We start from the raw sequence: 23,204 nt of genomic DNA, 5'->3' as shown, positions 1-23,204 counted from the left end.
GCAGTCATGCGCGCTCTCCCTGGTTATGCGAGACGAGCAGCGACTCCATGACCGCCATGCGCACGGCGACCCCCATTTCCACCTGCTGTTCGATGACGCTTTGCGGCCCGTCCGCCACCTCGGAGGCGATCTCGACGCCGCGATTCATCGGACCGGGATGCATGACGAGCGCATCGCCCTTCGCGGCCTTCAGCTTTTCGGCGTCGAGCCCGTAGAAGCGGAAATATTCGCGCACCGAAGGCACGAAGGAGCCGGTCATGCGCTCTCGCTGCAGCCGCAGCATCATCACCACGTCGGCATCCTTGAGCCCTTCCGCCATGGAGTGGAAGACCTCGACGCCCATCTCGCGGATGCCGGTGGGAAGCAGGGTCGATGGCGCGACGACACGCACCCTTGCCCCCATGGCGTTCAAGAGAAGGATGTTGGAACGGGCGACGCGCGAATGCAGCACATCGCCGCAGATCGCCACGATGATGCGTGAGAGCTTGCCTTTTGCACGACGGATGGTCAGGGCGTCGAGCAAAGCCTGGGTCGGATGCTCGTGCTGCCCGTCGCCGGCATTGATGACCGAGCAGGCGACCTTCTGGGCGAGCAGGGCGGCCGCGCCGGCGGAAGAGTGGCGCAGCACCAGCACGTCTGGCCGCATGGCGTTCAGCGTCATCGCCGTATCGATCAGCGTCTCGCCCTTCTTCACCGAGGAATTGCCGACCGACATGTTCATCACGTCGGCGCCAAGCCGTTTTCCGGCGAGTTCGAAGGAGGATTGCGTGCGGGTCGAGGCTTCGAAAAACAGGTTGATCTGGGTCAGGCCACGCAACGTGGACGTCTTCTTCTCCCGTTGGCGGGAGATCTTCACGGCCTCGTCGGCCTTGTCGAGAAGATAGGTGATGTCCTGTTCGGTAAGGCCCTTGATGCCGAGGAGATGGCGATGGGGAAAGAAGACCATGGAAACGTCTCCGCTTGCGTTCGGCGGTCTATAAGGTCTGGCGGAAGTCACCGCAAGCGGTCATGACGCTATCTCACCGCTTGTTTTGCCGGTCCTTGGTTACGATGGTTTTCCGGAAGGGGTGCGGCCTTTTGTTGAGAACGGTCGAATTCCTCTTTTCCCGCCGTTCCCAGGCCAGGTAAACTCCGCTAGAACCGCGTCATGAACCAGATGTCGCGTGCCGAAGAAAAATTTGCCGAGCTGAACCAGCCAAAACCCTGGTCCGGCATCAATGCCTATCGTTCCGACCCCTTGATCGTCGATTTGACGAGCGGGCTCAACCGCACGATCCGCGAGGAATACGACCAGCTCGGCCGTTACGTCACCTCTCCGGAGGCCCAGGAACTGGCGCGCATGGCGAACGAGAACCCGCCGAAGCTCAAGACCCATGGGCCGCGCGGCGAGCGTCTGGATGTCGTCGAATTCCATCCGGCGTGGCATGCGCTGATGCGCCGCTCGATGCAGACGGGCCTGCATTCATCCGTCTGGGAAAGCATCCCGGAAGCCAAGGGCCACGAACACAAGGCGCGCGCGACACGCTTCTATCTGACGGCCCAGCTCGAATGCGGGCATCTGTGCCCGCTCACCATGACCAGCGCATCGATCGCCGCGCTGATGGCTTCGCCCCGCGTCCAGAAGGAATGGGCACCGAAGATACTCTCGCGCAAATACGATTCCACCAATCGCCCGGCGCTGCAGAAAACGGCCGTCACGCTTGGCATGGGCATGACCGAAAAGCAGGGCGGCACGGATGTGCGCGCCAACCGCTCGACGGCGGAGCGCGTGGGCGAGGGCATCTATCGCCTGTCGGGCCACAAGTGGTTCATGTCGGCGCCGATGAGCGACGGTTTCGTCATGCTCGCCAAGACCAATGAGGGGATCGGCTGCTTCCTCGTGCCGCGCCTGCTGGAAGACGGCGCCGCGAACGGCCTGCAGTTCCAGCGCCTCAAGGACAAGCTCGGCAACCGCTCGAATGCGTCCTCGGAAGTCGAATTCACCGATGCGTTCGGCTACCTGCTCGGCGATCCCGGCGCGGGCATCCGCACCATTCTCGACATGGTGACGCTGACGCGGCTTGACTGCGCGCTCGCATCGGCCGGCATCATGCGTGCTTCGCTTGCGGAAGCCGTGCATCATTGCCGCGGCCGCAGCGTCTTCGGTCAGAAGCTGATTGACCAGCCTTTGATGACGCGCGTGCTTGCCGATATGGCGCTCGATGTCGCGGCTTCGACCGCTCTCGGCTTCCGGCTTGCCGATGCCTTCGATCGTGCTGCGGCAAGCCAGACCGATGCCGCCTTTGCGCGGGTCATGACCCCGGTCGTGAAATACTGGAACTGCAAGATCGCCCCCTCGCTGATCTACGAGGCGATGGAGTGCCTCGGCGGCAACGGTTACGTCGAGGAGCGGCCGATCGCCCGGCACTATCGCGAGGCACCCGTCAATGCGATCTGGGAGGGCTCCGGCAACGTGATGGCGCTGGACGTGCTGCGGGTTCTGTCGCGTGGCAAGGACCTGTTCAATACGGTGCTTGCCGGCTTCGAACGCGATCTCGGCGCATCCGGAAGGAAGACGGTCGAGGTTCTGCGCGCCGCCATGGCGCTTTGCGAATCGGACGAGGGGGCCGCCCGGCTCCTGGTCGAACAGCTCGCGCTTGCCGCCGGGGCGTCGGAACTGATGCGACTCGGTGCCGGCAAGATTGCCGACGCTTTCCTGGAAACGCGGCTGGCGGGCGGTTGGCGCTCGACCTACGGCATGCTCGATGCCCGGTTCGATGCGCGCTATATCGTCGATCTGCTTTATCCCGCCGCGGCGTAAGCGACGAGCGTCATGATCACCGGTATGCTGAAGAACGAGCCTGCGACCTGCAAGGTCGCTGCAGCAGCGTAAAGGTCTGCGTCGCCGTTCAACTGCTTGGCCAGCAGGTAGCCGTTCATGGCGGTCGGCACGGAGGCGCTGAGCGCCAGCAGAACAAGGCCATTGCCTTCGATACCGGTGAGCAATCCTACGCCAACTGCAACCAGCGGAAAAAAGATCAGCTTCAGGAACACGGCAAGCAGTGTGATCGGTTGCGGCTTCAGCGCATCCATGATCCTCAACCCCGCGCCAACGGTGATCAGCCCGAGGCTGAGCGACGCCTGCGACAACAACTCTACTGCCGTCATGACCGGCTCATAGATCGGAATGTCAACGATGTTGACGAGAATGCCGAGCGCCGTCGAAAGGATGAGCGGGTTGGTGACGATGCGATAGACGAGAACTCTGTAGTTGCGCCCGCGACCCGAGAACCAAAGAAGCACCGTCACATTGATGAGGTTGAGCGGGATGGTAATTGCCGCCATGACAAGGCCGACCGTCGTCAGTCCTTGCTGACCAAAGGTCTTGGCCGCGATGGCCAGCGCCATGAAGGCGTTCCAACGCGTCGCTGTCTGAAACAGCGAGGTGAAGGCAGGAGATCCGACGCGCAATTTGTGAAAGAGGGGCCAGGCGACGAGCAGCCCGCCCGACATGACGACGACCGAGATGATCGCTGCCGAACTGACCGCCAAATCCTCGGTATTCGAGAAATCCGCCTTTACCATCGTCACAAAAAGCAGGGCAGGGAACAGCACCCAATAGCTGCACTGTTCGAGCCCAACCCAAAAGTCGGCATTGATGACGGGTGCGCGTTTCAATGCCACGCCAAGAAGAACGAGCAGAAAAATGGGAAGGATACTTTGGAAAACGACGAGCATCAGAGAGGGATCTGGCTGGAGGGTGTGACCTCGTTATTCCTCCCATGCCGATACTGCAAGGGAGTGTCCGTCAATTCAATGGAGCCGCGCGCAATCCTGTGCATGATTCTTTAAGCCGCTTGCGGGGCCTCCTTGCTCGCATTATCGCGGAATCGGCAACTTGATCGATACAGGCGAAAAATGCTGCAAATCTCCGAAATCACGGCGCATGAAGGTCCGGTCGCAAAGGTGCGCAACCGTGCCGGTACCGAGCGGGCGATTTTCGTCGCGGCGCGTGACCTTCTGGCGGAGCAAGGTTTTCAGGGATTCGGCATCAATGCCGTGGCGCGCCGCGCCGGCTGCGATAAACAGCTCATCTATCGCTATTACGGCGGGCTCGACGGCCTGATCGAGGCGATCGGCGCGGATCTCGGCACCTGGGTCAAGGATCGTATCCCGGAGGATACGGGCGGCATGTTTCTGCTCACCTACGGCGATCTGATGGAGAAGCTCTCGATCTATTTCATGGAAGCGCTGCGCGATGATCCGCTCGTCTGCAAGATCGTCGCCTGGGAGGTTTCCCAGGATACGCCGCAGGTCCGGAGTCTTTCCGAAGCCCGCACCAAGGCGCTCGGCAAATGGCTGGAAAAGATGCGGGGATCGCTGACGCCGCCGAAAGGCGTCGATGCGGCGACCACCAACGCGGTGCTCTTCGCCGCGATCCAGCATCTGGTAATCTCCGCCGCCGTCAGCGGTCAGTTCGCCGGCGTGGCATTGCGCACGAACAAGGACTGGGACAAGGTCGGCAGCGCCATCCGCCGCCTCGTCCGCGCGATTTACGGCTGATCTTTTCCACAGCCCGTCTCCCCCCATTAACCATGCCGACCGGTTTCCGTTGCGGTAATTCCCTGGCCGTCTAAATTTGACATTAACGCATTGTTAACCACGAATTGGCCGGACACGCTCTAGATGGGAACCCCAATCAGGGATACGGCATTGCTGGTCGTCATGACGACGATCTTCGCAGTGCTGGCGCTCAACATTGCCGTTCCGGCCTTGGTCCTGAGCATCATGGCGCTATCGAGATGGCTCGTGTCGTCGGAGATCTATCCGACAGAACCGAGGGGGAAGACCGCATGAAGTGGTTTTTGATTTTATGGGCGGGGCCTGTCCTGCTGCTGACGAGCTGGTACGGACTCTCCTACTACGACATGAGCTTCGGCTTTTTCATGCTCACCCGCCACACACACGACCTGGTCTTCCAGATCTATGGCCATGTTCTCGGCATCCCGCCGGAAACAATCCCGCCGCTGGTCGCCCGTGCGATCGCCTTCGACAGCATGATCGTGTTCGCGATCATCGGCTTCCGCAAGCGAAAGGCAATTGCCGCCTGGTGGCGCCGGCGTCAGTCGTCGCGGCCCGTCGACGCCGCTTCGCTGCCGAGCGACGAGAGCCTGTCGAGCGCTCCCTGAAGAATGAAGCTCGCCGCGGCGGAATCGATCCGCTCGGCCCGCTTCGCCCGCGAGACGTCCATTTCTAGAAGCGCCCGCTCGGCTGCGACCGTCGAAAGCCGCTCGTCCCAGAAGACGAACGGAAGGGCGGTCTTTTCACCCATGGAGCGCACGAAGGCGCGCGTCGCCTGGACGCGCGGGCCGGTCGAGCCGTCCATGTTCATCGGCAGGCCGATGACGAAGGCCGCGACTTTCTCCTTTTCGGCGAAGGCGAGCAGGACTTCCGCATCCCTGGTGAACTTGATTCGCTTGATGACCGGACGCGGAGACGCAAAGCGCCGGCCGAGATCCGACATCGCAAGCCCGATCGTCTTCGTGCCGAGGTCCAGGCCTGCAACGGCCTGCCCGGGTTGGAGGTGCGCGGCCAATTCCTCGATCGTCATCACTGTCATGTGTTCTTCATTCCTTGGAGCGAGACAGGTTTTGTCCTACCTTCTGTCCCACTTTCCTTTAGCCTCATATCGGCTATCTGTCCTTATCATCCTCAAAACCTTCACATCGTATCGGAGGAACCTTCCATGAAGATCACCTGGCTCGCCCATTCCGCCTTCCGCATTGAAACCGCCAAGGCGAAGATCCTGATCGACCCGTTCCTGACCGGTAACCCGGCATTTGCTGGCCAGGATCCCAAGGCCGCGGCTGAAGGTCTGACGCACATCCTGCTTACCCATGGCCATGGCGACCATGTGGGCGACACGGTGCGTATCGCCAAGGAAACCGGCGCGACCGTCCTTGCCAATTACGACCTCGGCGTCTGGCTGGCGAAGAAGGGCGTCGAGAAGCTGGAGATGGGCAATACCGGCGGTACGATCGATCTCGGCGGCTTCACCGCCACTTTCACGCAGGCGCTGCATTCCTCGGCACAGATCACCGAGGACGGTGTTTCCCATGCGCTCGGCAATCCCAACGGCCTGATGCTGCATTTTGATGACGAGCCATCTGTCTTCCATATGGGCGACACGGATATCTTCACCGACATGGGCCTGATCAACGAGTTGCACCAGCCGGATATCGGCATCGTGCCGATCGGCGACCGCTTCACCATGGGTGGCGCGGTGGCGGCACTCGCCTGCCAGCGCTTCTTCGATTTCAAGCACGCCATTCCCTGCCACTACGGCCTCCCGGGTGTCGATCAGACGCCGGAAAAATTCGTCAAGGGCATGGAAGGCGCCCGCACCCGCGTGGAGACGCCGGCTCCGGGCGGCAGCCTCAGCTATTGATATTCACCGCCGATCGGCGGACACGTCTTGAAATAGAGACGCGCTACCTGTTGCGAAGGGCGGGCATGGCCATTATAGCGGAGGGAAAATTTCCCATCGGAGTTATGCCATGTCCGTCGATCTCGCTACCGTAAAACGCGTCGCGCGCCTTGCCCGCATTGCGGTCTCCGAGGAAGATGCCAATCGCATGGTTGGCGAACTGAACGGCATTCTCGGCTTCGTCGAGCAGCTTTCCGGGGTCGACGTGACGGGTGTCGAGCCGATGACCTCCGTGACCCCGATGGAGATGCGCAAGCGGACCGACAACGTGACTGACGGCGACAAGGCCGCCGATATCGTCGCCAATGCGCCGGCCACCGACCACAATTTCTTCCTGGTGCCGAAGGTCGTCGAGTGAGCGCTGAATAGCGCTGTCGAACCCTTTCCATGCATTCGAACCTTCTGAAGAGACCATGACCGAACTCACCAGCCTCACCATTGCCGAAGCCCGCGAAAAGCTGAAGGCCAAGGAATTCACCTCCGTCGAACTGACAAAGGCCTATCTCGACGCGATCGACGCCGCCAATGGGGTTCTGAATGCCTATATCGCCGTGACGCCCGAAAAGGCGCTGGAGATGGCAAAGGCCTCTGACGCGCGCCGCGCCGCAGGCAAGATCGGCGCGCTGGAAGGCATTCCGCTTGGCATCAAGGATCTCTTCGCCACCCGCGACGTTCACACCCAGGCCTGCAGCCATATCCTCGACGGCTTCCAGCCGAAATATGAATCGACCGTTTCCCAGAACCTCTGGGACGACGGCGCCGTCATGCTCGGCAAGCTCAACATGGACGAGTTCGCCATGGGCTCCTCCAACGAGACCTCGCATTACGGTGCGGTGATCAACCCGTGGCGCGCCAAGGGCTCCAACCAGCAGCTCGTACCGGGCGGTTCCTCGGGCGGTTCGGCTGCGGCCGTCGCCGCGCATCTGTGCGCCGGCGCCACCGCCACCGATACGGGCGGGTCGATCCGCCAGCCGGCCGCGTTTACCGGCACCGTCGGCATCAAGCCGACCTATGGCCGCTGCTCGCGCTGGGGCATCGTCGCTTTTGCTTCTTCGCTCGATCAGGCCGGCCCGATCGCCCGCGACGTGCGCGACGCTGCGATCATGCTGAAGTCGATGGCGAGCGTCGATCTGAAGGACACGACCTCCGTCGATCTGCCCGTGCCGGACTACGAGGCCTCTCTCGGACAGTCGCTCAAGGGCATGAAGATCGGCATTCCGAAGGAATATCGTGTCGACGGCATGCCGGAAGAGATCGAGGCGCTTTGGAGCCAAGGGATTGACTGGCTGAAGGATGCCGGCGCCGAGATCGTCGATATCACCCTGCCGCACACCAAATACGCGCTGCCGGCCTACTACATCGTGGCGCCGGCGGAAGCCTCCTCGAACCTCGCCCGCTACGACGGCGTGCGCTACGGCCTGCGTGTCGACGGCAAGGACATCATCGACATGTACGAGAAGACCCGCGCCGCCGGTTTCGGCCAGGAGGTCAAGCGCCGCATCATGATCGGCACCTATGTGCTTTCGGCCGGCTACTATGACGCCTATTATCTGAGAGCGCAGAAGGTCCGCACGCTGATCAAGCGTGATTTCGAGCAGGTCTTCGAAGCCGGTGTCGATGCGATCCTGACGCCCGCCACCCCGTCGTCGGCCTTCGGCGTCGCCGACGAAAACCTCGCCTCCGATCCGGTCAAGATGTACCTGAACGACATCTTCACGGTGACGGTGAACATGGCGGGCCTGCCGGGCATCGCCGTCCCCGCCGGTCTCGACCACAAGGGCCTGCCGCTCGGTCTGCAGTTGATCGGCAGGCCGTTCGAGGAAGAGACGCTCTTCCGTACCGCCCATGTCATCGAGCAGGCCGCCGGAAAATACACGCCGGCCCAGTGGTGGTAACGGGTTTCACGATCCGAAAGATGGCCGCCGCCGACCATAAAATGGTCGGCGAAGTCGGCTTCGCAGCCTGGTCCGCGAGCGATGCGTTCGAGGATAGCTATCTCGATCCCGAAGTGGTCGCCCGTGTCAGACGCGAGTTCGCGATCTTTCCGTCTGAGGTCGAGGGGGAAATCTTTGTCGCGGAGACGAGCGGCGAGATTGTCGGTTGGACGGCGCGTGAAAATGCACCGGACTATGTCTCCGATCTTTGGGTGCATCCGGACCATCAGGGCAAGGGCATCGGCAGGGCGTTGCTCCTCCACCTGTGCGAATTGATGGTGACCGAAAGCGTGGTGACGGCGCGGCTCGATACGCATGCCCGGAATACCGGAGCTATCCGGCTTTACGAGCGCTGCGGCTTCGTCATTATCTGGCGTGGTCGCGAATATTCCAAGAGCATGGGCGTCGAGCTCGAAAAGGTGCATCTGGAAAAGACGCTGATCAGCGGATAGGCAGGAGCCGAGGAGGAGGGCGTTTCATGGCAAATGACGATCTCGCACAATTGGTCCAGGCGTTCGGTAGCCTCGCGGCCAATGGTTTCGTTATGGGTGCGGAATGGCAAGCCGTCCACGAAATCTGCCAGGCCCACGAAGGCGAACCGTTGTTTGATTGGGGCCATGCCCTTTGTCACCGCATCGAAGGCGACGACCGGAATGCCGACTATTGGTACCGCCGTGCCGGCAAAAGGCGCGCCGCAGGCACAGTGGCCGAAGAATGGTCGGCGATGAAGGCAGAGCTTTCGGCTCTCATCTGATAAATATCCGGCCGCGCGCCGATCACGACGCGCGGCCGACCGCCTCTATCATCGATTGTCCTGCTCGGCTCTCACCAGCACCAACCCCCGTTCGGTGATGCGATAGGGCTTGCCGCCAACCGATCTGATTGCCTTCTTCTGCTTGAGCTTGCGGAAGGTGGTGAGGTCGATACCGGAGAACACCCAGCCTTCGCGGGTGAAGAGCTGAAGTTTCTCGATCTTGCGGTTCTCGTCGCGGCTGATTTCGATCCTGCCGCCCTGGGCGAGCAGATGGAGAATGCGCTGTTCGGCGCGGGAAATATCCATGAGTTTTGATGTCCGGATAAGTGCCCTCAAGGGCACACAAAAACATGCCGGCGCCTGAAAGGCGTCGGAACTCTTGTTTTTGTCTGGGCCGGTGCGCCTGTTCGGGCGGCCGGCCCCTTACCGGGTCTCTTTCGAAGAGAACATCAAAACTCCATGAAGCATATCGCCCAAATGCGGAGGCGGCTTCGTTGCGGAATCGCAGCTAAGCCCGTTTTCCCCAGGCGTCAAGCGCCACAAGGCGATGGATGACAGGTTGTGCTGGTAAAAGCGCAGACTCAGTGCTCTACTTGCCGTACAACAGGGGAAAACATGGCCACTATTCGTAATGCGCGTGAAGACGAGGTGGATATCCTGGCGGAAATCGGCTTCCGCGCTTGGGAAAAGGCCATGAACTCCATCGGCGAGATGACCGACATGCGCTTGAGCGCACGGGCGGCATTCCAGCATTTCACGCGCTCCTCATGGCTCACCATCACGGTTATCGAACAGGTCGGGACTGTGGCCGGTTGGGCCGCGCGCGAAAACCTCGATGAACTGATCTCCGATTTCTGGATCGATCCGGTCTTCCAGGGCCACGGGCTCGGCAAGGCTTTGCTGGAGGAGGTCGAAGGCGAGATCGTCCATCAGGGATTCGAGGTTGCCCGGGTGGAGACCCATGCCCAGAATGCGGAGGCCGTCGGCTTTTTCGAGAAGCAGGGCTATTCGATCAACTGGCTCTCGGTCGTCTATTCCCCGAAGATCGATCGCGACGTCCAGTCGGTCGGACTGTCGAAGCGGCTCGTGGCGGAAGCGCCGGATACCTACGGCCCGGGCTTCTGACCCCCTTTAAGCTTGCACCGCACCGCCATTTGCTCTACCTCCAGAAAACTCAATCAAGACCATTCACGAGCATCCGATGACCATTGTCGACGTCCGCACGCCTGATCCGAAACGCTTGATTCCCGGCGCCACCGGCGATTGGGAAGTCATTATCGGCATGGAAGTGCACGCCCAGGTTCTCTCCAATTCCAAGCTCTTTTCCGGCGCTTCGACCGAATTCGGCAAACCGGCGAATTCCAACGTCTCGCTCGTCGATGCGGCGATGCCGGGCATGCTGCCGGTCATCAACGAGGAATGTATCAAGCAGGCGGTTCGCACCGGCCTTGGCCTGAAGGCTGACATCAACAAGCGCTCTGTCTTCGACCGCAAGAACTATTTCTATCCGGACCTGCCGCAGGGCTACCAGATTTCCCAGTACAAGGATCCGATCATCGGCGAGGGCAAGATCGTCATCTCGCTCGGTCCGGATCGTCAGGGTCAGTTCGAGGATATCGAGATCGGTATCGAGCGCCTGCACCTGGAACAGGATGCCGGCAAGTCGATGCACGACCAGCATCCGACCATGTCCTATGTGGACCTGAACCGTTCCGGCGTGGCGCTGATGGAGATCGTCTCCAAGCCCGACATGCGCTCGTCCGACGAGGCCAAGGCCTACATGACCAAGTTGCGCTCGATCGTGCGCTATCTCGGCACCTGTGACGGCAATATGGACGAAGGCTCGATGCGGGCCGACGTGAACGTCTCCGTGCGCCGTCCGGGCGGGCCCTTCGGAACGCGCTGCGAGATCAAGAACGTCAACTCCATCCGCTTCATCGGCCAGGCGATCGAATACGAGGCACGCCGCCAGATCGGCATTCTGGAGGAAGGCGGTACGATCGACCAGGAAACCCGTCTCTTCGATCCGGGCAAGGGCGAAACCCGCTCCATGCGTTCCAAGGAGGAAGCGCATGACTATCGCTATTTCCCCGACCCGGATCTCCTGCCGCTCGAATTCGACGACGCCTTTGTCGAGGATCTGAAGAAGGACCTGCCGGAGCTGCCTGACGACAAGAAGGCTCGTTTTGTACGCGAACTCGGCCTTTCCGTTTACGACGCTTCCGTTCTCGTATCGGAAAAGGCGATTGCCGATTATTTCGAGGCCGTCGCCGAAGGCCGCGACGGCAAGACGGCCGCCAACTGGGTCATCAACGACTTACTGGGTGCCTTGAACAGAACCGGCAAAGATATTGAAGAGACTCCGGTTTCTCCCGCTCAGCTCGGCGGCATCATCGACCTGATCAAGGCCGAGACGATTTCCGGCAAGATTGCCAAGGACCTTTTCGAGATCGTCTGGAACGAGGGCGGAGATCCGGCCGAAATCGTCGAGAAGCGCGGCATGAAGCAGGTGACAGACACCGGCGCGATCGAAAAGGCCGTCGACGAGATCATTGCCGCAAATCCGGAACAGGTCGCCAAGGTGAAGGCGAAGCCGACGCTCGCGGGCTGGTTTGTCGGCCAGGTGATGAAGGCGACCGGCGGCAAGGCCAACCCGCAGGCTGTCCAGGCACTCGTCAAGACGAAGCTGGGGATCGAGGAGTAAAAATCCTCGATCAAGCTGCAAAGAACGGTTCTGATGAGGCGGGACTGCAGGGGAAATGCCATGGTCTATTTCGTCCGCACTGCGAGCGAGAGGGATGTCGAGCAGGTCCACGCTCTGCTCGGAGAGACGTTTCACGCCACCTACGATCCATTTTATGGAGCGGTTCAGGTGCAGCGGATGGTCGATGCTTGGAATTCACCAGCAGCGATCCGCTCGCGTATCCTGAAGAGGGGCGGTGAGTTCCTGGTGGCCGACAACGGCAAGGATATCGGCGGCATAGGTTATGCCGCCATGTATCCGAAGATGGCCAAGACCGCGATGCTCCACCAGCTCTACGTCAGGCCGTCCTGCCAGGGTGAAGGTATTGGACGAGACATCTTCGCCGAACTTGAGACCTGCTTTCCAGACGCAGAGATCATGCGGGTCGAAGTGGCGTTAAAAAATACTCGCGCGCTTTCCTTTTATGAAAGGCTCGGCTTTTCAGAAGTCGACCGCATGGAGGCGTGGGGCGCACCTAATTCCGGTCTGCCGGCAATCATCATGGAGAAGAGATTGCTGCCGCATTGAAGGTGGCATCAGGAAGAGGGGGCACATGGCTGACGTTACGATCCGCAGGGCAAGGGACGCGGATCTTCATCAACTGATCGCGATTTTTGCGGCAGACGATATCGGTGGTCATGGCGATACGACCGACGAGGGGGCCTTCGAGGACTACCTTCGAGCCTTCTATGTGATCGACGCCTCTCAGAACGAGCAGCTTTTCGTAGCGGAGTTCGGCGGCGAGGTGGTCGGCACCTTCCAGATCGTCTTCAACCGCACGCTGACGGCGCGCGGCTCCTTGTCAATGATCATCGAAGCGGTCCAGACACGCACCGACATGCGCGGCAGAGGTATTGGCGCCCAGATGATCGCCTATGCGATCGAGGAGGCGAAACGTCGCGACTGCCGGCTCGTCCAGCTCACCTCCAACATGGCCCGCACGGATGCGCACCGCTTTTACGAGCGACTGGGGTTTGTCAAAAGCCATTTTGGCTTCAAGATGAAGCTCAAATGACGGGTGCGGCAACGGGAATCACTGGACATCAGGCACGACAGATTGCATAAGCGGTCATATAGCGAATTCCGCTATCCTGTTTGCCAAGTCGACGGAAAGCTCATGAAAAACCTCCTGTTGCAGATCTTCACCTGGTGGAATGGACAGACCATGGGCACGCGGTTCTTCACCTGGCGCCATGGCAAGAAAGTCGGCGAAGACGAACTGGGCAACGTCTACTACGAAGGCCCGATGACCTCCTGGGGCAAGCCGAGGCGTTGGGTAATCTACAACGGTTATGCCGAAGCCTCAGCTATACCGGTGAGCTGGCACGGCTGGATGCATTACCGCACCGACGTTCCGCCGACGAAGGAAGACTACAATCCGCGCGAATGGCAGAAGCCGCACAAGCTGAACCTGACCGGTACGCCCTTCGCCTATCGTCCTAAGGGCTCTCTGGCTGCAACCGGCGAGCGCCCTCGCGTGACCGGCGACTATGACGCCTGGACGCCCGGCAACTGACACCTGTTTTGGCCATAATCGCACTCTAGGTCTCGATTCTTACGGGTTGTCGAGGCGGGAAGCATGATGGGATTGATGACGGTTTTTCCACGCAAGCAGTTTGTCGGTGGCCTGATCGCGCTGGCGGCTGTGCTTGTGGCGGATGGCGTGTCGGCCGCGCGGATTTCCAATCCCGTCGCCGTCTTCAAGGGTATCGACAAGATCACCGGCAGGATTACGACATTCGACGTCTATGTCGACGAAACCGTGCAATATGGCGCTCTGCAGGTGACGCCGAAGGTCTGCTACTCGCGCGACGAGACGGAAGCCCAGAAGGTCGATGGCTTTGTCGAGGTGGACGAGATCACGCTCGACCGCAAGATCCGCCGTATCTTCACCGGCTGGATGTTCGCCGACAGCCCCGGCCTCAATGCCGTGGAGCATCCGATCTATGACGTTTGGCTGACGGGATGCAAAGGGAACTCCGACGTTCCACCGCCGAAAGCGACGAACTGAGTTTCAGAATTCCTTGTGCGGCAGATCCACCGCGGTCCTGAGCAGCCTGAGATAATCGTCCTTTGGAATGTCGATGGCTCCGAATGTCTTCAGGTGCTCGGTGGTGAACTGCGCGTCGAGAAGGATGAAGCCTTTGGCCTTCAGACGCTCCACGAGATGAACGAGGCAGATCTTCGAGGCGTTCGTGCGCCTTGAAAACATGCTCTCGCCGAAGAAGGCCGCGCCAAGCGACACGCCATAGAGCCCGCCGACGAGCTGATCGCCTTCCCATGCCTCGACGCTGTGGGCGTGGCCCATGCGGTGAAGGTCGCTGTACAGTTTGCGGATGGTATCGTTGATCCAGGTACTCGGCCGGTCCTCGGCCGGTTCCGCACAAAGCGCAATCACCTGCTCGAAGGCCGTGTCGAAGCGGATGTCGAAAGGTTGTCTGCGGATAGCCTTGGCGAGGCTTTTCGAGACGTGGAAACCGTCGAGTGGCAGAATGCCGCGCATTTCCGGCTCAACCCAGAAGATTTCCGGATCCTCAGCGGATTCAGCCATCGGGAAAAGGCCGATGGAATAGGCACGCAACAGGGTTTGGGGAGTAATCGCCGGATAATATCTGCCGCGCCGCCCTGCCATTCAGACCCTTCTCTAGCATTCCTCGGCAAAATTGGTGGCCGATCTTGCGCCTGAAAATGGGATTAAACAATAACCATCTGTTCTGCCGTAAAAACGGATGGTCAGGTCTTGTGGACAATCAGGATTTGAGCCGCGCGGTATGGGTAATTCAGCCAGTTCCCGTGCGCAGCCCCGAAAATGCTCCGGCATTTTCGGGGAGGATTGCGCGCCCGGACGGCCTGAAACCTGGGACTGTCCAGACGCCCTAGTGTGTGGGCTCACCGGCCAGATAGTGTTCCAGCCAATGAATATCGTAGTCGCCGTTGGCGATATCCGGGTTCGAGACGAGATCCTGGAAGAGCGGCAACGTCGTCTTGATGCCGTCCACGACGAATTCGTCGAGCACGCGGCGAAGCCGCATCATGCATTCGACGCGGGTGCGGCCGTGCACGATCAGCTTGCCGATCAGGCTGTCATAATAGGGAGGGATGCGATAGCCCGCATAGGCGCCGGAATCGACGCGCACACCAAGACCGCCGGGCGCATGGAAGAGCGTGATCGTGCCGGGCGAGGGTACGAAGGTGCGCGGGTCTTCCGCGTTGATTCGGCATTCGATGGCGTGACCCTGGAAGGTCACGTCTTCCTGCTTGACGGAAAGCCCGCCGCCGGATGCGACGCGAATCTGCTCATGCACGAGGTCGATGCCGGTAATCGCTTCGGTGACCGGATGCTCCACCTGCAGGCGGGTATTCATTTCGATGAAATAGAACTCGCCATTCTCGTAGAGGAATTCGATCGTGCCGGCACCGCGATATTTCAGCTTCTTCATGGCATCGGCGCAAGTCTGGCCGATCTTCATGCGTTGCTCGACATTGAGGGCGGGGGAGGTCGCCTCTTCCCAGACTTTCTGGTGACGGCGCTGCAGCGAGCAATCGCGCTCACCGAGATGGATGGCGTTGCCTTCGCCATCGCCGACCACCTGGATTTCGATATGGCGCGGCTTTTCGAGATATTTCTCCATGTAGACGGCCGGGTTGCCGAAGGCCGCCGCGGCTTCCGAACGGGCGGTACTTACCGCTTCATCGAGGTCGTCCTCGGTCTTCGCGACCTTCATGCCGCGCCCGCCGCCGCCGGCCGTCGCTTTGATGAGAACGGGAAAACCGATCAGCCTGGCGGTCTCCAGCGCGTCTTCCGGCTTGACTTCGCCGTCCGAGCCGGGAACCACGGGAATACCAAGCTCCATTGCCGTCTGCTTGGCCGTGATCTTGTCGCCCATCAGCCGGATGTGCTCGGCGGTCGGACCGATGAAGGTAATGCCATGCGCTTCGAGGATTTCGGCGAACTTGGCATTTTCCGACAGGAAGCCGTAACCGGGATGAACCGCGTCGGCGCCGGTGATCTCGCAGGCTGCGACGATCTGATGGATGTTCAGATAGCTTTCGCGCGACGGCGGCGGGCCGATGCAGACGCTCTCGTCGGCAAGCCGCACATGCATGGCATCGGCATCTGCCGTGGAATGGACCGCGACGGTCGCAATTCCGAGTTCCTTGCAGGCACGCAGCACGCGAAGTGCGATTTCACCGCGGTTGGCTATGAGGATCTTGGAAATCATGGGGCTTACTCGATGACGACGAGTGACTGGCCATACTCGACCGGCTGAGCGTCGTTGACCAGGATCTCCGTGACCTTGCCGGATCGCGGCGACGGAATCTGGTTCATCGTCTTCATTGCCTCGATAATGAGGAGAGTTTGGCCTTCCTTCACGGTTGCGCCAACCTCTACGAACGGCCGGGCACCCGGTGCCGGCGAGAGGTAGACGGTGCCGACCATCGGCGCCGTGACGGCGTTCTTGTTGTCCTGAGGAGCGGCGACAACCGGCGCAGCAACCGCGGCCGGAGCGGGTGCCTGAGCGAAGGCAGGTCCCGCCGCAATCGGCGCCTGAACGTATTGCATCGCACCGGCGCGGGACACGCGGATGCGCAGATCGTCCTGTTCGACTTCGATCTCGGTGAGGTCGGTATCGTTGAGGATGTTCGCGAGGTCGCGGATCAGTCCCTTGTCGATCCCGTTCTTCTTCTCAGACATGGCAAACCCTATTGTTCTGTTTATCTTGTCACGCGGTTATGGATTTCAAGGCGTGCAGCGCGAGTACGTAGCTCGCGGTGCCAAAACCGCAGATCACGCCCTTCACGGCCGGTGCGATCATCGAATGGTGGCGGAACTCCTCCCGCGCATGGACATTCGAGATATGGAGTTCGACCACCGGCACGGAAATCGCGCGGATGGCGTCATGCAGTGCGATGGAGGTGTGGGTGTAGGCGCCGGCATTGATGGCGATGCCGACGACAGCCTTGTCGCCGGCCTCATGGATCCAATCGACCAGGACACCTTCGTGATTGCTCTGGCGGAAATCGACCTCGAAGCCCAGTTCCCTGCCGGCTGCGATGCAATCGCTCTCTATGTCCTTCAGCGTGCTTCCGCCATAGATGCCGGGTTCGCGCTTTCCCAGCATGTTGAGGTTGGGGCCGTTGAGGACGAAGACCGTTTTGCTCATCAGTAATCTATTGTTCCATCCAGAAATTCAGCGGCCACCTATAGACCGGTGAGACGGCAAGGAAAAGCCCCCGGCTTGCCGAAAGCCGGTGCGTCCACTGCAACGAAAGACCGGAGGGTCGAAAGCCGCCTCAGCAGGTCGCCTTGCCGCAGGCGCGGACATTGGCGACCTTCGCCTCTATCACATCGAGACCGACAGCGCCGAAGACCGCCTCATTGCCGACGATATAGGTAGGCGTTCCGGTGATGCCAATGCTGTTGGCAAGCTGGTAGGCCTGCCGCACCAGGTCGTCATTCGGGTTTTCCACCATCGACTTTCGGATCGCCGCCTCGTCGATGCCGAGAGAGGTTGCCACGGCGATAGCTGTCTCTTCAGAGGCGTGCGCCTGCTCGCCGAGGAGCGCTCGATGGAATTCGGCATATTTGTGCGGTGCAAGCAGGCGGATGGCGTTTGCAACCCGGTGTGCGGCTAGCGAGTCCGGCCCGAGAATCGGGAATTCTTTCAGAATGAAACGGATATTCTTATCCTTGGCCAGGATCTCGTCCATGTCGGAGAGCGCCCGCTTGCAATAGCCGCAATTGTAATCGAAGAACTCGACGATCGTGACGTCGCCCTTCGGATTGCCGAGGGTGATATCGGCCGGCGAGGAGAATATTTCCGTCTTGTTTCCCTCGATGGCTTGGGTGGACTGTGCGACGCGCTGGGCCTGCTGCTTGGCCTCCAGTGCGTTCTGTGCCTCGATCAGGACCTCGGGATTCTGGGTCAGATATTCCCGGATGAATTCGCCCATCTCTTTTTTCTGCTGGTCATCCAGCGCGAGGGCGGGCACGGCGGTGGAAAATGCCAGGGCCGCCATCGAACCGGCAGCAAGCGTCTTGAACAGGCGGGTCATCCATATCCTCATCGGTCGGGGCACACGAATCCGGCGCACCATTGTTTCGGTTTGCGCTGAAAGTAAGCCAGTCGGGCCCTTCAAGAAACTGCAAAATCGTCGCCAAGCGGTTTCGGCCGCGTCACAACTGCGTATGCGGGTTTGATCTCCAGCCGCTGGATGCCCTAAATTGGATTCGTATTCAAGCAGTTGGCGGTGTTTCCGGAATCTCTCTGGTAGGCCGTTGAATCGATTTCTCACCTCGAGGGAGAGGCGGCAGGCCAAATGAAAAACGGCCGCTCACGAGCGACCGTTTTGTGCTATCCGACCCGATGGGCGCGGCTTAGAAGAAGCCGCGGCGCTGCCACCAGCCGGCTTTCTTGGGCTTTGTCGGCTCGCCGTTCGAGGTTGCCGCCTCGGAACTTTTCACGACGGCCTCGGCCGAGGAAGAGATGTTCGAGGCGCGGTTGGCGCGGCTCGGCTTCGCATCGCCGGCATCGGCCTGTTCGACTTCCGACAGAGGGGATTCTTCGGCCGTCGCTTCAGCGGCAGCTTCAGGCTCCACGCCCAACGCAGCCTCGACCTGCTCGACGACAACCTCCACCGGAGCGGTTGCCTCCTCCATAGGGGATGCCTCCGTGTCTGCCGTGGCTGAGGCCTTGCCGCGACGGGAGCGACGTGGCTTGGCGGTGGTTTTGCTGGCCGGAGCCTCTTCCGTCTCGGGGGATGCCTGCACGGCTTCCACAGCGACTTCCTCGGGAGCTTCCATTGCCCCCACGGTTTCACCTTCCTCTGATCCATCGGCTTCCGCACCTTCGTCGGAACCGTTCAGTTCAGGGATTTCGTCGCCGTTACGATTGCGGCGGCCACCACGCTTGCCGCGGCGGCGGCGCTTGCGCTGTGAGCCTTCGTCCCCCTGGTCGTCCGACGTTGCTGTGGTTTCGGGCAAATCGTCCTCACCGTCGTCGCCTTCGTCCTCGTCGGTGATGGCGTCGTCCTCGGAGCCGGTCGGTGCGGCCTGGGCCTCGCCTCCACGGTCACCGTTGCGGCCGCGGCGCCGGCGCCGGCGCTTGCGCTTGCGTCCGCCCTGTTCCTCACCCGGCTGGGCACGGTCCTGGGGAGACGCGGCCTGTACTTCAACTACTTCTTCGTCCTCTTCCTCATCCGACTCGATGACGTAGTCATCCTCATCTTCGACGGGAAGTGCCGCAAGCTGCATCAGGCTTTCGATCTTGACCGGGTTTTCCACCGGTTCGCCTCGGTCGATGGCGAAATGGCTCGAGCCGATGCTGACGTCCGATTCGATGAAGATCGAGACGCCGAAACGTTTCTCGTAATCGGTCACTGTCGCGCGCTTCTGGTTCAGCAGATAGAGCGCGATATCCGGCGTAGTGCGGACGTTGATGTCATGCGTGGTATTTTTGAGCAGATATTCCTCGACACCGCGAAGCACATGCAGGGCGACGGACGACTGTGAGCGCACATGGCCGGTGCCGCCGCAATGCGTGCAGATCTGCGTCGTCGATTCAAGCACGGAAGCGCGAATGCGCTGGCGCGACATTTCGAGCAGGCCGAAATGCGAGATACGACCGACCTGGATGCGGGCGCGATCGTTCTTCAGGCAATCCTTGAGCTTCTTTTCGACGGCGCGATTGTTGCGCTTCTCCTCCATATCGATGAAGTCGATGACGATGAGGCCGGCAAGGTCGCGCAGGCGAAGCTGGCGTGCCACTTCTTCCGCCGCTTCCAGGTTCGTCTGGAGCGCGGTCTCCTCGATCGAATGTTCGCGGGTCGAGCGGCCGGAGTTAACGTCGATGGCGACGAGTGCTTCGGTCTGGTTCATGATGAGGTAGCCGCCGGACTTCAGCGTCACCTGCGGCTGCAGCATTCGGTCGAGCTGTGCTTCGATGCCGGAGCGCGAGAAGATCGGATGCAGGTCGCGATAGGGCTGGACCACCTTGGCATGGCTCGGCATCAGCATCTTCATGAAGTCTTTTGCTTCACGATAGCCTTCCTCGCCGGAAACGATGATCTCGGAAATATCCTTGTTGTAGAGATCGCGGATCGACCGCTTGATCAGCGAACCTTCCTCGTAGACTAGGCATGGGGCGGTCGAATTGAGCGTCAGCGTACGGACGTTTTCCCACAGACGCATCAGGTATTCGAAGTCGCGCTTGATCTCGACGCGGGTACGGTTGGCACCGGCGGTACGCAGGATGACGCCCATGCCTTGCGGCACGTCGAGCTCGCGGGCGATTTCCTTCAGGCGCTTGCGATCCTGCGGGCTGGTGATCTTGCGGGAAATGCCGCCGCCGCGTGCCGTGTTCGGCATCAGTACGGAATATCGGCCGGCAAGCGAGAGGTAGGTGGTGAGCGCTGCGCCCTTGTTGCCGCGTTCCTCCTTGGCAACCTGGACGAGCAGGATCTGGCGGCGCTTGATGACTTCCTGGATGCGGTATTGCTTGCGCGGCTTGCGGACAACGCGGTCCGGAACCTCTTCCATTGCATCTTCGGCGCCGACCGATTCGATCACTTCCTTCTCATGGCCGTCGTCATCGTCGTCGTCATCGTCATCGCGACGATGACGGCTATCGACATCTTCCGAGATCGTATCGGTATCGACCATGGCGGCCATTTCACCGGGCGTGGAGCCTTCGTCGTCGCTATTGGAAACGGTGGCCGTTTCGCCCTCGGACGTTGTGTCTTCGGCGACAGCTTCCACCACCTTCTTGCGGGAGCGGCTGCGCTTCGGCTTCGCCTTCGGCTTTTCCGCCTCTTCGCCGGTTGCTGCCTCTGCTTGGACCGGCTCGGCTTCTTCCGCAACCGTCTCGGCCGGTTGTTCACTCTCGCCCGGTCCGGCGGCGATGCCGATGTCCGGCTGTTCCTCGTTGGCGAGATCGATCACCGGATCGGCAGATTCGGCCTCGGCGATCTTGCGCTGGTCCTCCGCCTCCTGCTGCATTAGGGCCTGACGGTCGGCCAGCGGTATTTGATAATAGTCGGGATGGATCTCGGCGAAAGCCAGAAAACCGTGGCGGTTGCCGCCGTAGTCAACAAAAGCGGCCTGCAGGGAGGGTTCGACCCTCGTCACCTTCGCCAGATAGATATTGCCGCGTATCTGCTTCTTATGTTGTGATTCGAAATCGAACTCTTCGATGCGGTTGCCGCGAACGACGACTACGCGCGTCTCCTCTTCGTGAGACGCGTCGATAAGCATTTTGTCTGCCATTGAAATTCTGCTCCTCGGCGCTGCCGGGGGCGTGCAGGAAAGTCCTTGGTGAGGACTGACCCGTCATGCAAAACGGTCGTTGCGCCGGATAAAGATGTTCCCGTCGGGCGCGGTTGTGGCGGCAACCGGAAAGATGACGGGGCTCCTTGCTCCCTTGATCTTCCCAGGTACTGAAAATTGTGCCGCGACATCAAAAACCAAACGAGAATGACGATACCTAAGGCCCTCGGGCCCGATGAATGTGCTCGGTTATGAGCGGTGGGTGGCACGCCACCCCGGATTGTTCCGGCCACCGCCGGATAGATCGAGTATCAGGAATAAAGTGTAGCGACGGCGGATGACTGTCGGTCTTCGGCGCCGGGTCCTCGTTGCGGCTGGCAGCCAATCGGCAGACTATCCCGTCAACACTTTAACCTTCATGCGCGTTGTATGGTTTATCTGTCACAATAGCAAGGGAAAAGCCAAGTTCGCCATATTCTGGATGGAATTAGGTTTCCTATGGATGGCAAGGAGCAGGCGGTTGATTCGCATCTTTCGACGTGCAAATGCCTTCCGGATCGGACAGTTTGATGCGGGTTAACCGAGGGGCGCCGGGGGCTTTGAATGCAGGTTTCTGTTTGAGGGCGGGCGTGAAGGTAAGTGCAGTGGAAGCCTGCGGCGCGGACCCGAAAGACATTTGGGCGCGAATCGCTGTTGTGTTGCCGCTTCTGATCGGCTTTGTCGCAGCATTCATGCCCGCCTTCGCGCACGCGGCGGCGACGCAACCGCTTCTTGCTTTCAGCGCGCGGGTCGCCGGCGACGATGCGCGCACCCGCATTGTCATCGATTTTGAAAAGAAGCCGGAGTTTTCGGTCCATTACCTCACGGCGCCGGAGCGGGTGATCGTCGATCTGCCGGCGACCGCCTTCGGGTTTCCCGCCGAAGAACTCGCGGCCCGCGGCCTCTTCAAGGACATTCGCTACGGCACGATGGACGAATCGAGCGCCCGTATTGTGCTGACGGCCAAGAAGCCAGTGAAGCTTGTGCTTGCCGAAGCGCAGCCGAACGACAACGGTAGCTATCGCCTGGTACTCGACGCCGAAATGACGTCGAAAGATACCTTTGCCAATCTCGTCAAGACACAAAGCTGGGAAATGCCCATCGAAGCGGTCTCTGATGCGCTCGGGCTAGCCGAGCATGACAATGTCTTCACGGTGGCCGTCGATGCCGGGCATGGGGGGATCGATGCCGGTGCGGCAGGGGCGGGGACCAATACACCGGAAAAGACGATCACGCTTGCCTTTGCCAAGATGCTCGCCGAGCGGTTGAACGAGATCAACGGTATCAAGGCCTTCTTGACGCGCGATGACGATACCTTCCTGTCGCTTTCCGAACGCGTCACGCTCGCGCGCCAGGGGCGTGCGGATCTCTTCGTCTCCCTGCATGCCGACACGCTGGCGCAGAAGGATATCCGCGGTGCGACCGTCTACACGCTTTCCGACAAAGCTTCCGACCGGATGGCGGAAAATCTCGCCGCCCGCGAAAACCTGTCCGACGAGCTTGCCGGCTACAGTATCAAGAGCGGCCCTCCGGAGGTTGCCGATATTCTGCTCGACCTGACGCGCCGGGAGACGCAGGCGTTCTCGATTGCACTCGCCAACAATGTCGTTGAGTCCTTCGAAGGCCAGGTCGGACTCATCAACAATCCGCATCGTTACGCCGGTTTCCAGGTGCTGCGGGCGCCCGACATTCCGTCCGTACTTTTGGAGCTCGGTTTCCTGTCCAACCTGGAGGATGAGAAGTTGCTGCTGGACGAAGGCTGGCGGGAAAAGGTCACCGGTCGACTTGCCGATGCCGTCCGGCGCTATCGGGATCGTGCGCTGGCAAACGGAGGCTGATGCGCGGCTCGCGTGGCTGCACTGCCACAAGCGGCGGCAATGTCGGGCCGTTGGTCGCGGTGGGATGGGATTTGGCGGCTCAAGCCCTATTTTACTCACATTCGGGCGGTTACTCGACGAATATCAAATGCAATGGATGACGGACGATTGATCCGCTTTTGCCTT

The 23,204-nt window shown here is 60.5% G+C and carries 26 protein-coding genes; 16 read left to right on the top strand and 10 right to left on the bottom strand.

What is annotated here, in order from left to right; all coding sequences use genetic code 11:
- Positions 1–4: 4 nt before the first annotated feature.
- Complete coding sequence (locus ABK249_RS14730) at positions 5–946, bottom strand: aspartate carbamoyltransferase catalytic subunit (RefSeq protein WP_227702557.1); 942 nt, start codon at positions 944–946, stop codon at positions 5–7.
- Between the two features lie 201 nt (positions 947–1,147).
- Between ABK249_RS14730 and ABK249_RS14725 the strand changes: the two genes are divergently transcribed.
- Entirely contained in the window at positions 1,148–2,800 is a 1,653-nt protein-coding gene (locus ABK249_RS14725; RefSeq protein WP_227702558.1) for an acyl-CoA dehydrogenase family protein, read from the top strand.
- On the opposite strand, the gene ABK249_RS14720 is transcribed toward ABK249_RS14725, so the two are convergent.
- On the bottom strand, positions 2,782–3,717 hold the full coding sequence (locus tag ABK249_RS14720; RefSeq protein WP_227702559.1) for an AEC family transporter: 936 nt from the start codon (positions 3,715–3,717) through the stop codon (positions 2,782–2,784). The genes ABK249_RS14725 and ABK249_RS14720 overlap by 19 nt on opposite strands.
- Before the next feature lie 180 nt (positions 3,718–3,897).
- Between ABK249_RS14720 and ABK249_RS14715 the strand changes: the two genes are divergently transcribed.
- From ABK249_RS14715 to ABK249_RS14705, 3 genes are all read left to right on the top strand, one after another.
- Complete coding sequence (locus ABK249_RS14715) at positions 3,898–4,542, top strand: TetR/AcrR family transcriptional regulator (RefSeq protein ID WP_227702560.1); 645 nt, start codon at positions 3,898–3,900, stop codon at positions 4,540–4,542.
- 123 nt (positions 4,543–4,665) lie between these two features.
- Positions 4,666–4,836: a hypothetical protein gene (locus ABK249_RS14710; protein WP_210052457.1), complete on the top strand. Its 171-nt coding sequence runs from the start codon at positions 4,666–4,668 to the stop codon at positions 4,834–4,836.
- Complete coding sequence (locus ABK249_RS14705; RefSeq protein ID WP_037150111.1) at positions 4,833–5,168, top strand: DUF6105 family protein; 336 nt, start codon at positions 4,833–4,835, stop codon at positions 5,166–5,168. Before ABK249_RS14710 ends, ABK249_RS14705 begins: the two co-directional genes overlap by 4 nt.
- Here ABK249_RS14705 and ruvX read toward each other — a convergent pair.
- Entirely contained in the window at positions 5,102–5,599 is a 498-nt protein-coding gene (gene ruvX, locus ABK249_RS14700; RefSeq protein WP_227702561.1) for a Holliday junction resolvase RuvX, read from the bottom strand. The genes ABK249_RS14705 and ruvX overlap by 67 nt on opposite strands.
- 126 nt (positions 5,600–5,725) lie before the next feature.
- On the opposite strand from ruvX, the gene ABK249_RS14695 reads away from it, so the two are divergent.
- The 5 genes from ABK249_RS14695 (at position 5,726) to ABK249_RS14675 (ending at position 9,154) form a co-directional block, all read left to right on the top strand.
- Complete coding sequence (locus ABK249_RS14695; RefSeq protein ID WP_227702562.1) at positions 5,726–6,427, top strand: metal-dependent hydrolase; 702 nt, start codon at positions 5,726–5,728, stop codon at positions 6,425–6,427.
- A 109-nt stretch (positions 6,428–6,536) separates the two neighbouring features.
- A complete protein-coding gene (gene gatC, locus ABK249_RS14690) occupies positions 6,537–6,824 on the top strand; it encodes an Asp-tRNA(Asn)/Glu-tRNA(Gln) amidotransferase subunit GatC (RefSeq protein WP_037150105.1) in 288 nt (95 codons plus the stop codon).
- Between the two features lie 55 nt (positions 6,825–6,879).
- Complete coding sequence (gene gatA / locus ABK249_RS14685; protein WP_227702563.1) at positions 6,880–8,361, top strand: Asp-tRNA(Asn)/Glu-tRNA(Gln) amidotransferase subunit GatA; 1,482 nt, start codon at positions 6,880–6,882, stop codon at positions 8,359–8,361.
- A gap of 20 nt (positions 8,362–8,381) precedes the next feature.
- On the top strand, positions 8,382–8,852 hold the full coding sequence (locus ABK249_RS14680) for a GNAT family N-acetyltransferase (protein ID WP_227702564.1): 471 nt from the start codon (positions 8,382–8,384) through the stop codon (positions 8,850–8,852).
- 26 nt (positions 8,853–8,878) lie between these two features.
- Positions 8,879–9,154, top strand: a complete 276-nt coding sequence (locus tag ABK249_RS14675; RefSeq protein WP_037150101.1) for a hypothetical protein — start codon at positions 8,879–8,881, stop codon at positions 9,152–9,154.
- Between the two features lie 48 nt (positions 9,155–9,202).
- Here ABK249_RS14675 and ABK249_RS14670 read toward each other — a convergent pair whose 3' ends face one another.
- Complete coding sequence (locus ABK249_RS14670) at positions 9,203–9,460, bottom strand: YjhX family toxin (RefSeq protein ID WP_037150099.1); 258 nt, start codon at positions 9,458–9,460, stop codon at positions 9,203–9,205.
- Between the two features lie 309 nt (positions 9,461–9,769).
- Here ABK249_RS14670 and ABK249_RS14665 point away from each other — a divergent pair, with 309 nt between their 5' ends.
- From ABK249_RS14665 to ABK249_RS14640, 6 genes are all read left to right on the top strand, one after another.
- Positions 9,770–10,279 (top strand): GNAT family N-acetyltransferase, encoded by a 510-nt coding sequence (locus ABK249_RS14665; RefSeq protein ID WP_037150097.1) that lies wholly within the window; start codon positions 9,770–9,772, stop codon positions 10,277–10,279.
- A 76-nt stretch (positions 10,280–10,355) separates the two neighbouring features.
- Entirely contained in the window at positions 10,356–11,858 is a 1,503-nt protein-coding gene (gene gatB / locus ABK249_RS14660; RefSeq protein ID WP_227702565.1) for an Asp-tRNA(Asn)/Glu-tRNA(Gln) amidotransferase subunit GatB, read from the top strand.
- A 60-nt stretch (positions 11,859–11,918) separates the two neighbouring features.
- Positions 11,919–12,425 (top strand): GNAT family N-acetyltransferase, encoded by a 507-nt coding sequence (locus ABK249_RS14655; protein ID WP_227702566.1) that lies wholly within the window; start codon positions 11,919–11,921, stop codon positions 12,423–12,425.
- A 25-nt stretch (positions 12,426–12,450) separates the two neighbouring features.
- Complete coding sequence (locus tag ABK249_RS14650) at positions 12,451–12,912, top strand: GNAT family N-acetyltransferase (RefSeq protein ID WP_037150091.1); 462 nt, start codon at positions 12,451–12,453, stop codon at positions 12,910–12,912.
- Between the two features lie 102 nt (positions 12,913–13,014).
- Positions 13,015–13,413: an NADH:ubiquinone oxidoreductase subunit NDUFA12 gene (locus ABK249_RS14645; protein WP_227702567.1), complete on the top strand. Its 399-nt coding sequence runs from the start codon at positions 13,015–13,017 to the stop codon at positions 13,411–13,413.
- A gap of 75 nt (positions 13,414–13,488) precedes the next feature.
- Positions 13,489–13,908, top strand: coding sequence for a DUF2155 domain-containing protein (locus ABK249_RS14640; RefSeq protein WP_037150291.1), 420 nt, complete (start codon positions 13,489–13,491; stop codon positions 13,906–13,908).
- Between the two features lie 3 nt (positions 13,909–13,911).
- On the opposite strand, the gene aat is transcribed toward ABK249_RS14640, so the two are convergent.
- The 6 genes from aat to ABK249_RS14610 all read right to left on the bottom strand — a co-directional run bounded on the left by aat (position 13,912) and on the right by ABK249_RS14610 (position 21,162).
- A complete protein-coding gene (aat, locus tag ABK249_RS14635; protein WP_227702568.1) occupies positions 13,912–14,529 on the bottom strand; it encodes a leucyl/phenylalanyl-tRNA--protein transferase in 618 nt (205 codons plus the stop codon).
- Between the two features lie 244 nt (positions 14,530–14,773).
- Positions 14,774–16,120 carry an acetyl-CoA carboxylase biotin carboxylase subunit gene (gene accC / locus ABK249_RS14630; RefSeq protein ID WP_037150085.1) on the bottom strand — a complete coding sequence of 449 codons (1,347 nt, stop codon included), beginning with the start codon at positions 16,118–16,120 and terminating at the stop codon, positions 14,774–14,776.
- A gap of 5 nt (positions 16,121–16,125) precedes the next feature.
- The gene (accB, locus tag ABK249_RS14625; protein WP_227702569.1) at positions 16,126–16,593 is read right to left on the bottom strand and encodes an acetyl-CoA carboxylase biotin carboxyl carrier protein; all 468 of its coding nucleotides are present in this window, start codon (positions 16,591–16,593) and stop codon (positions 16,126–16,128) included.
- A gap of 28 nt (positions 16,594–16,621) precedes the next feature.
- On the bottom strand, positions 16,622–17,062 hold the full coding sequence (gene aroQ, locus ABK249_RS14620) for a type II 3-dehydroquinate dehydratase (protein WP_037150081.1): 441 nt from the start codon (positions 17,060–17,062) through the stop codon (positions 16,622–16,624).
- A gap of 130 nt (positions 17,063–17,192) precedes the next feature.
- Complete coding sequence (locus tag ABK249_RS14615; protein ID WP_037150078.1) at positions 17,193–17,954, bottom strand: DsbA family protein; 762 nt, start codon at positions 17,952–17,954, stop codon at positions 17,193–17,195.
- A gap of 322 nt (positions 17,955–18,276) precedes the next feature.
- The gene (locus ABK249_RS14610) at positions 18,277–21,162 is read right to left on the bottom strand and encodes an Rne/Rng family ribonuclease (protein WP_227702570.1); all 2,886 of its coding nucleotides are present in this window, start codon (positions 21,160–21,162) and stop codon (positions 18,277–18,279) included.
- A 731-nt stretch (positions 21,163–21,893) separates the two neighbouring features.
- On the opposite strand from ABK249_RS14610, the gene ABK249_RS14605 reads away from it, so the two are divergent.
- A complete protein-coding gene (locus tag ABK249_RS14605) occupies positions 21,894–23,039 on the top strand; it encodes an N-acetylmuramoyl-L-alanine amidase (RefSeq protein WP_152601112.1) in 1,146 nt (381 codons plus the stop codon).
- Positions 23,040–23,204 lie beyond the last annotated feature (165 nt).

Origin of the sequence: Neorhizobium phenanthreniclasticum (genome assembly GCF_040066075.1) — a bacterium.
In the GTDB taxonomy this organism is placed as follows: Bacteria; Pseudomonadota; Alphaproteobacteria; order Rhizobiales; family Rhizobiaceae; genus Neorhizobium; species Neorhizobium petrolearium.
Note: the sequence above shows the minus strand (reverse complement) of the source record. Positions and strands in the feature narration are given on the sequence as shown.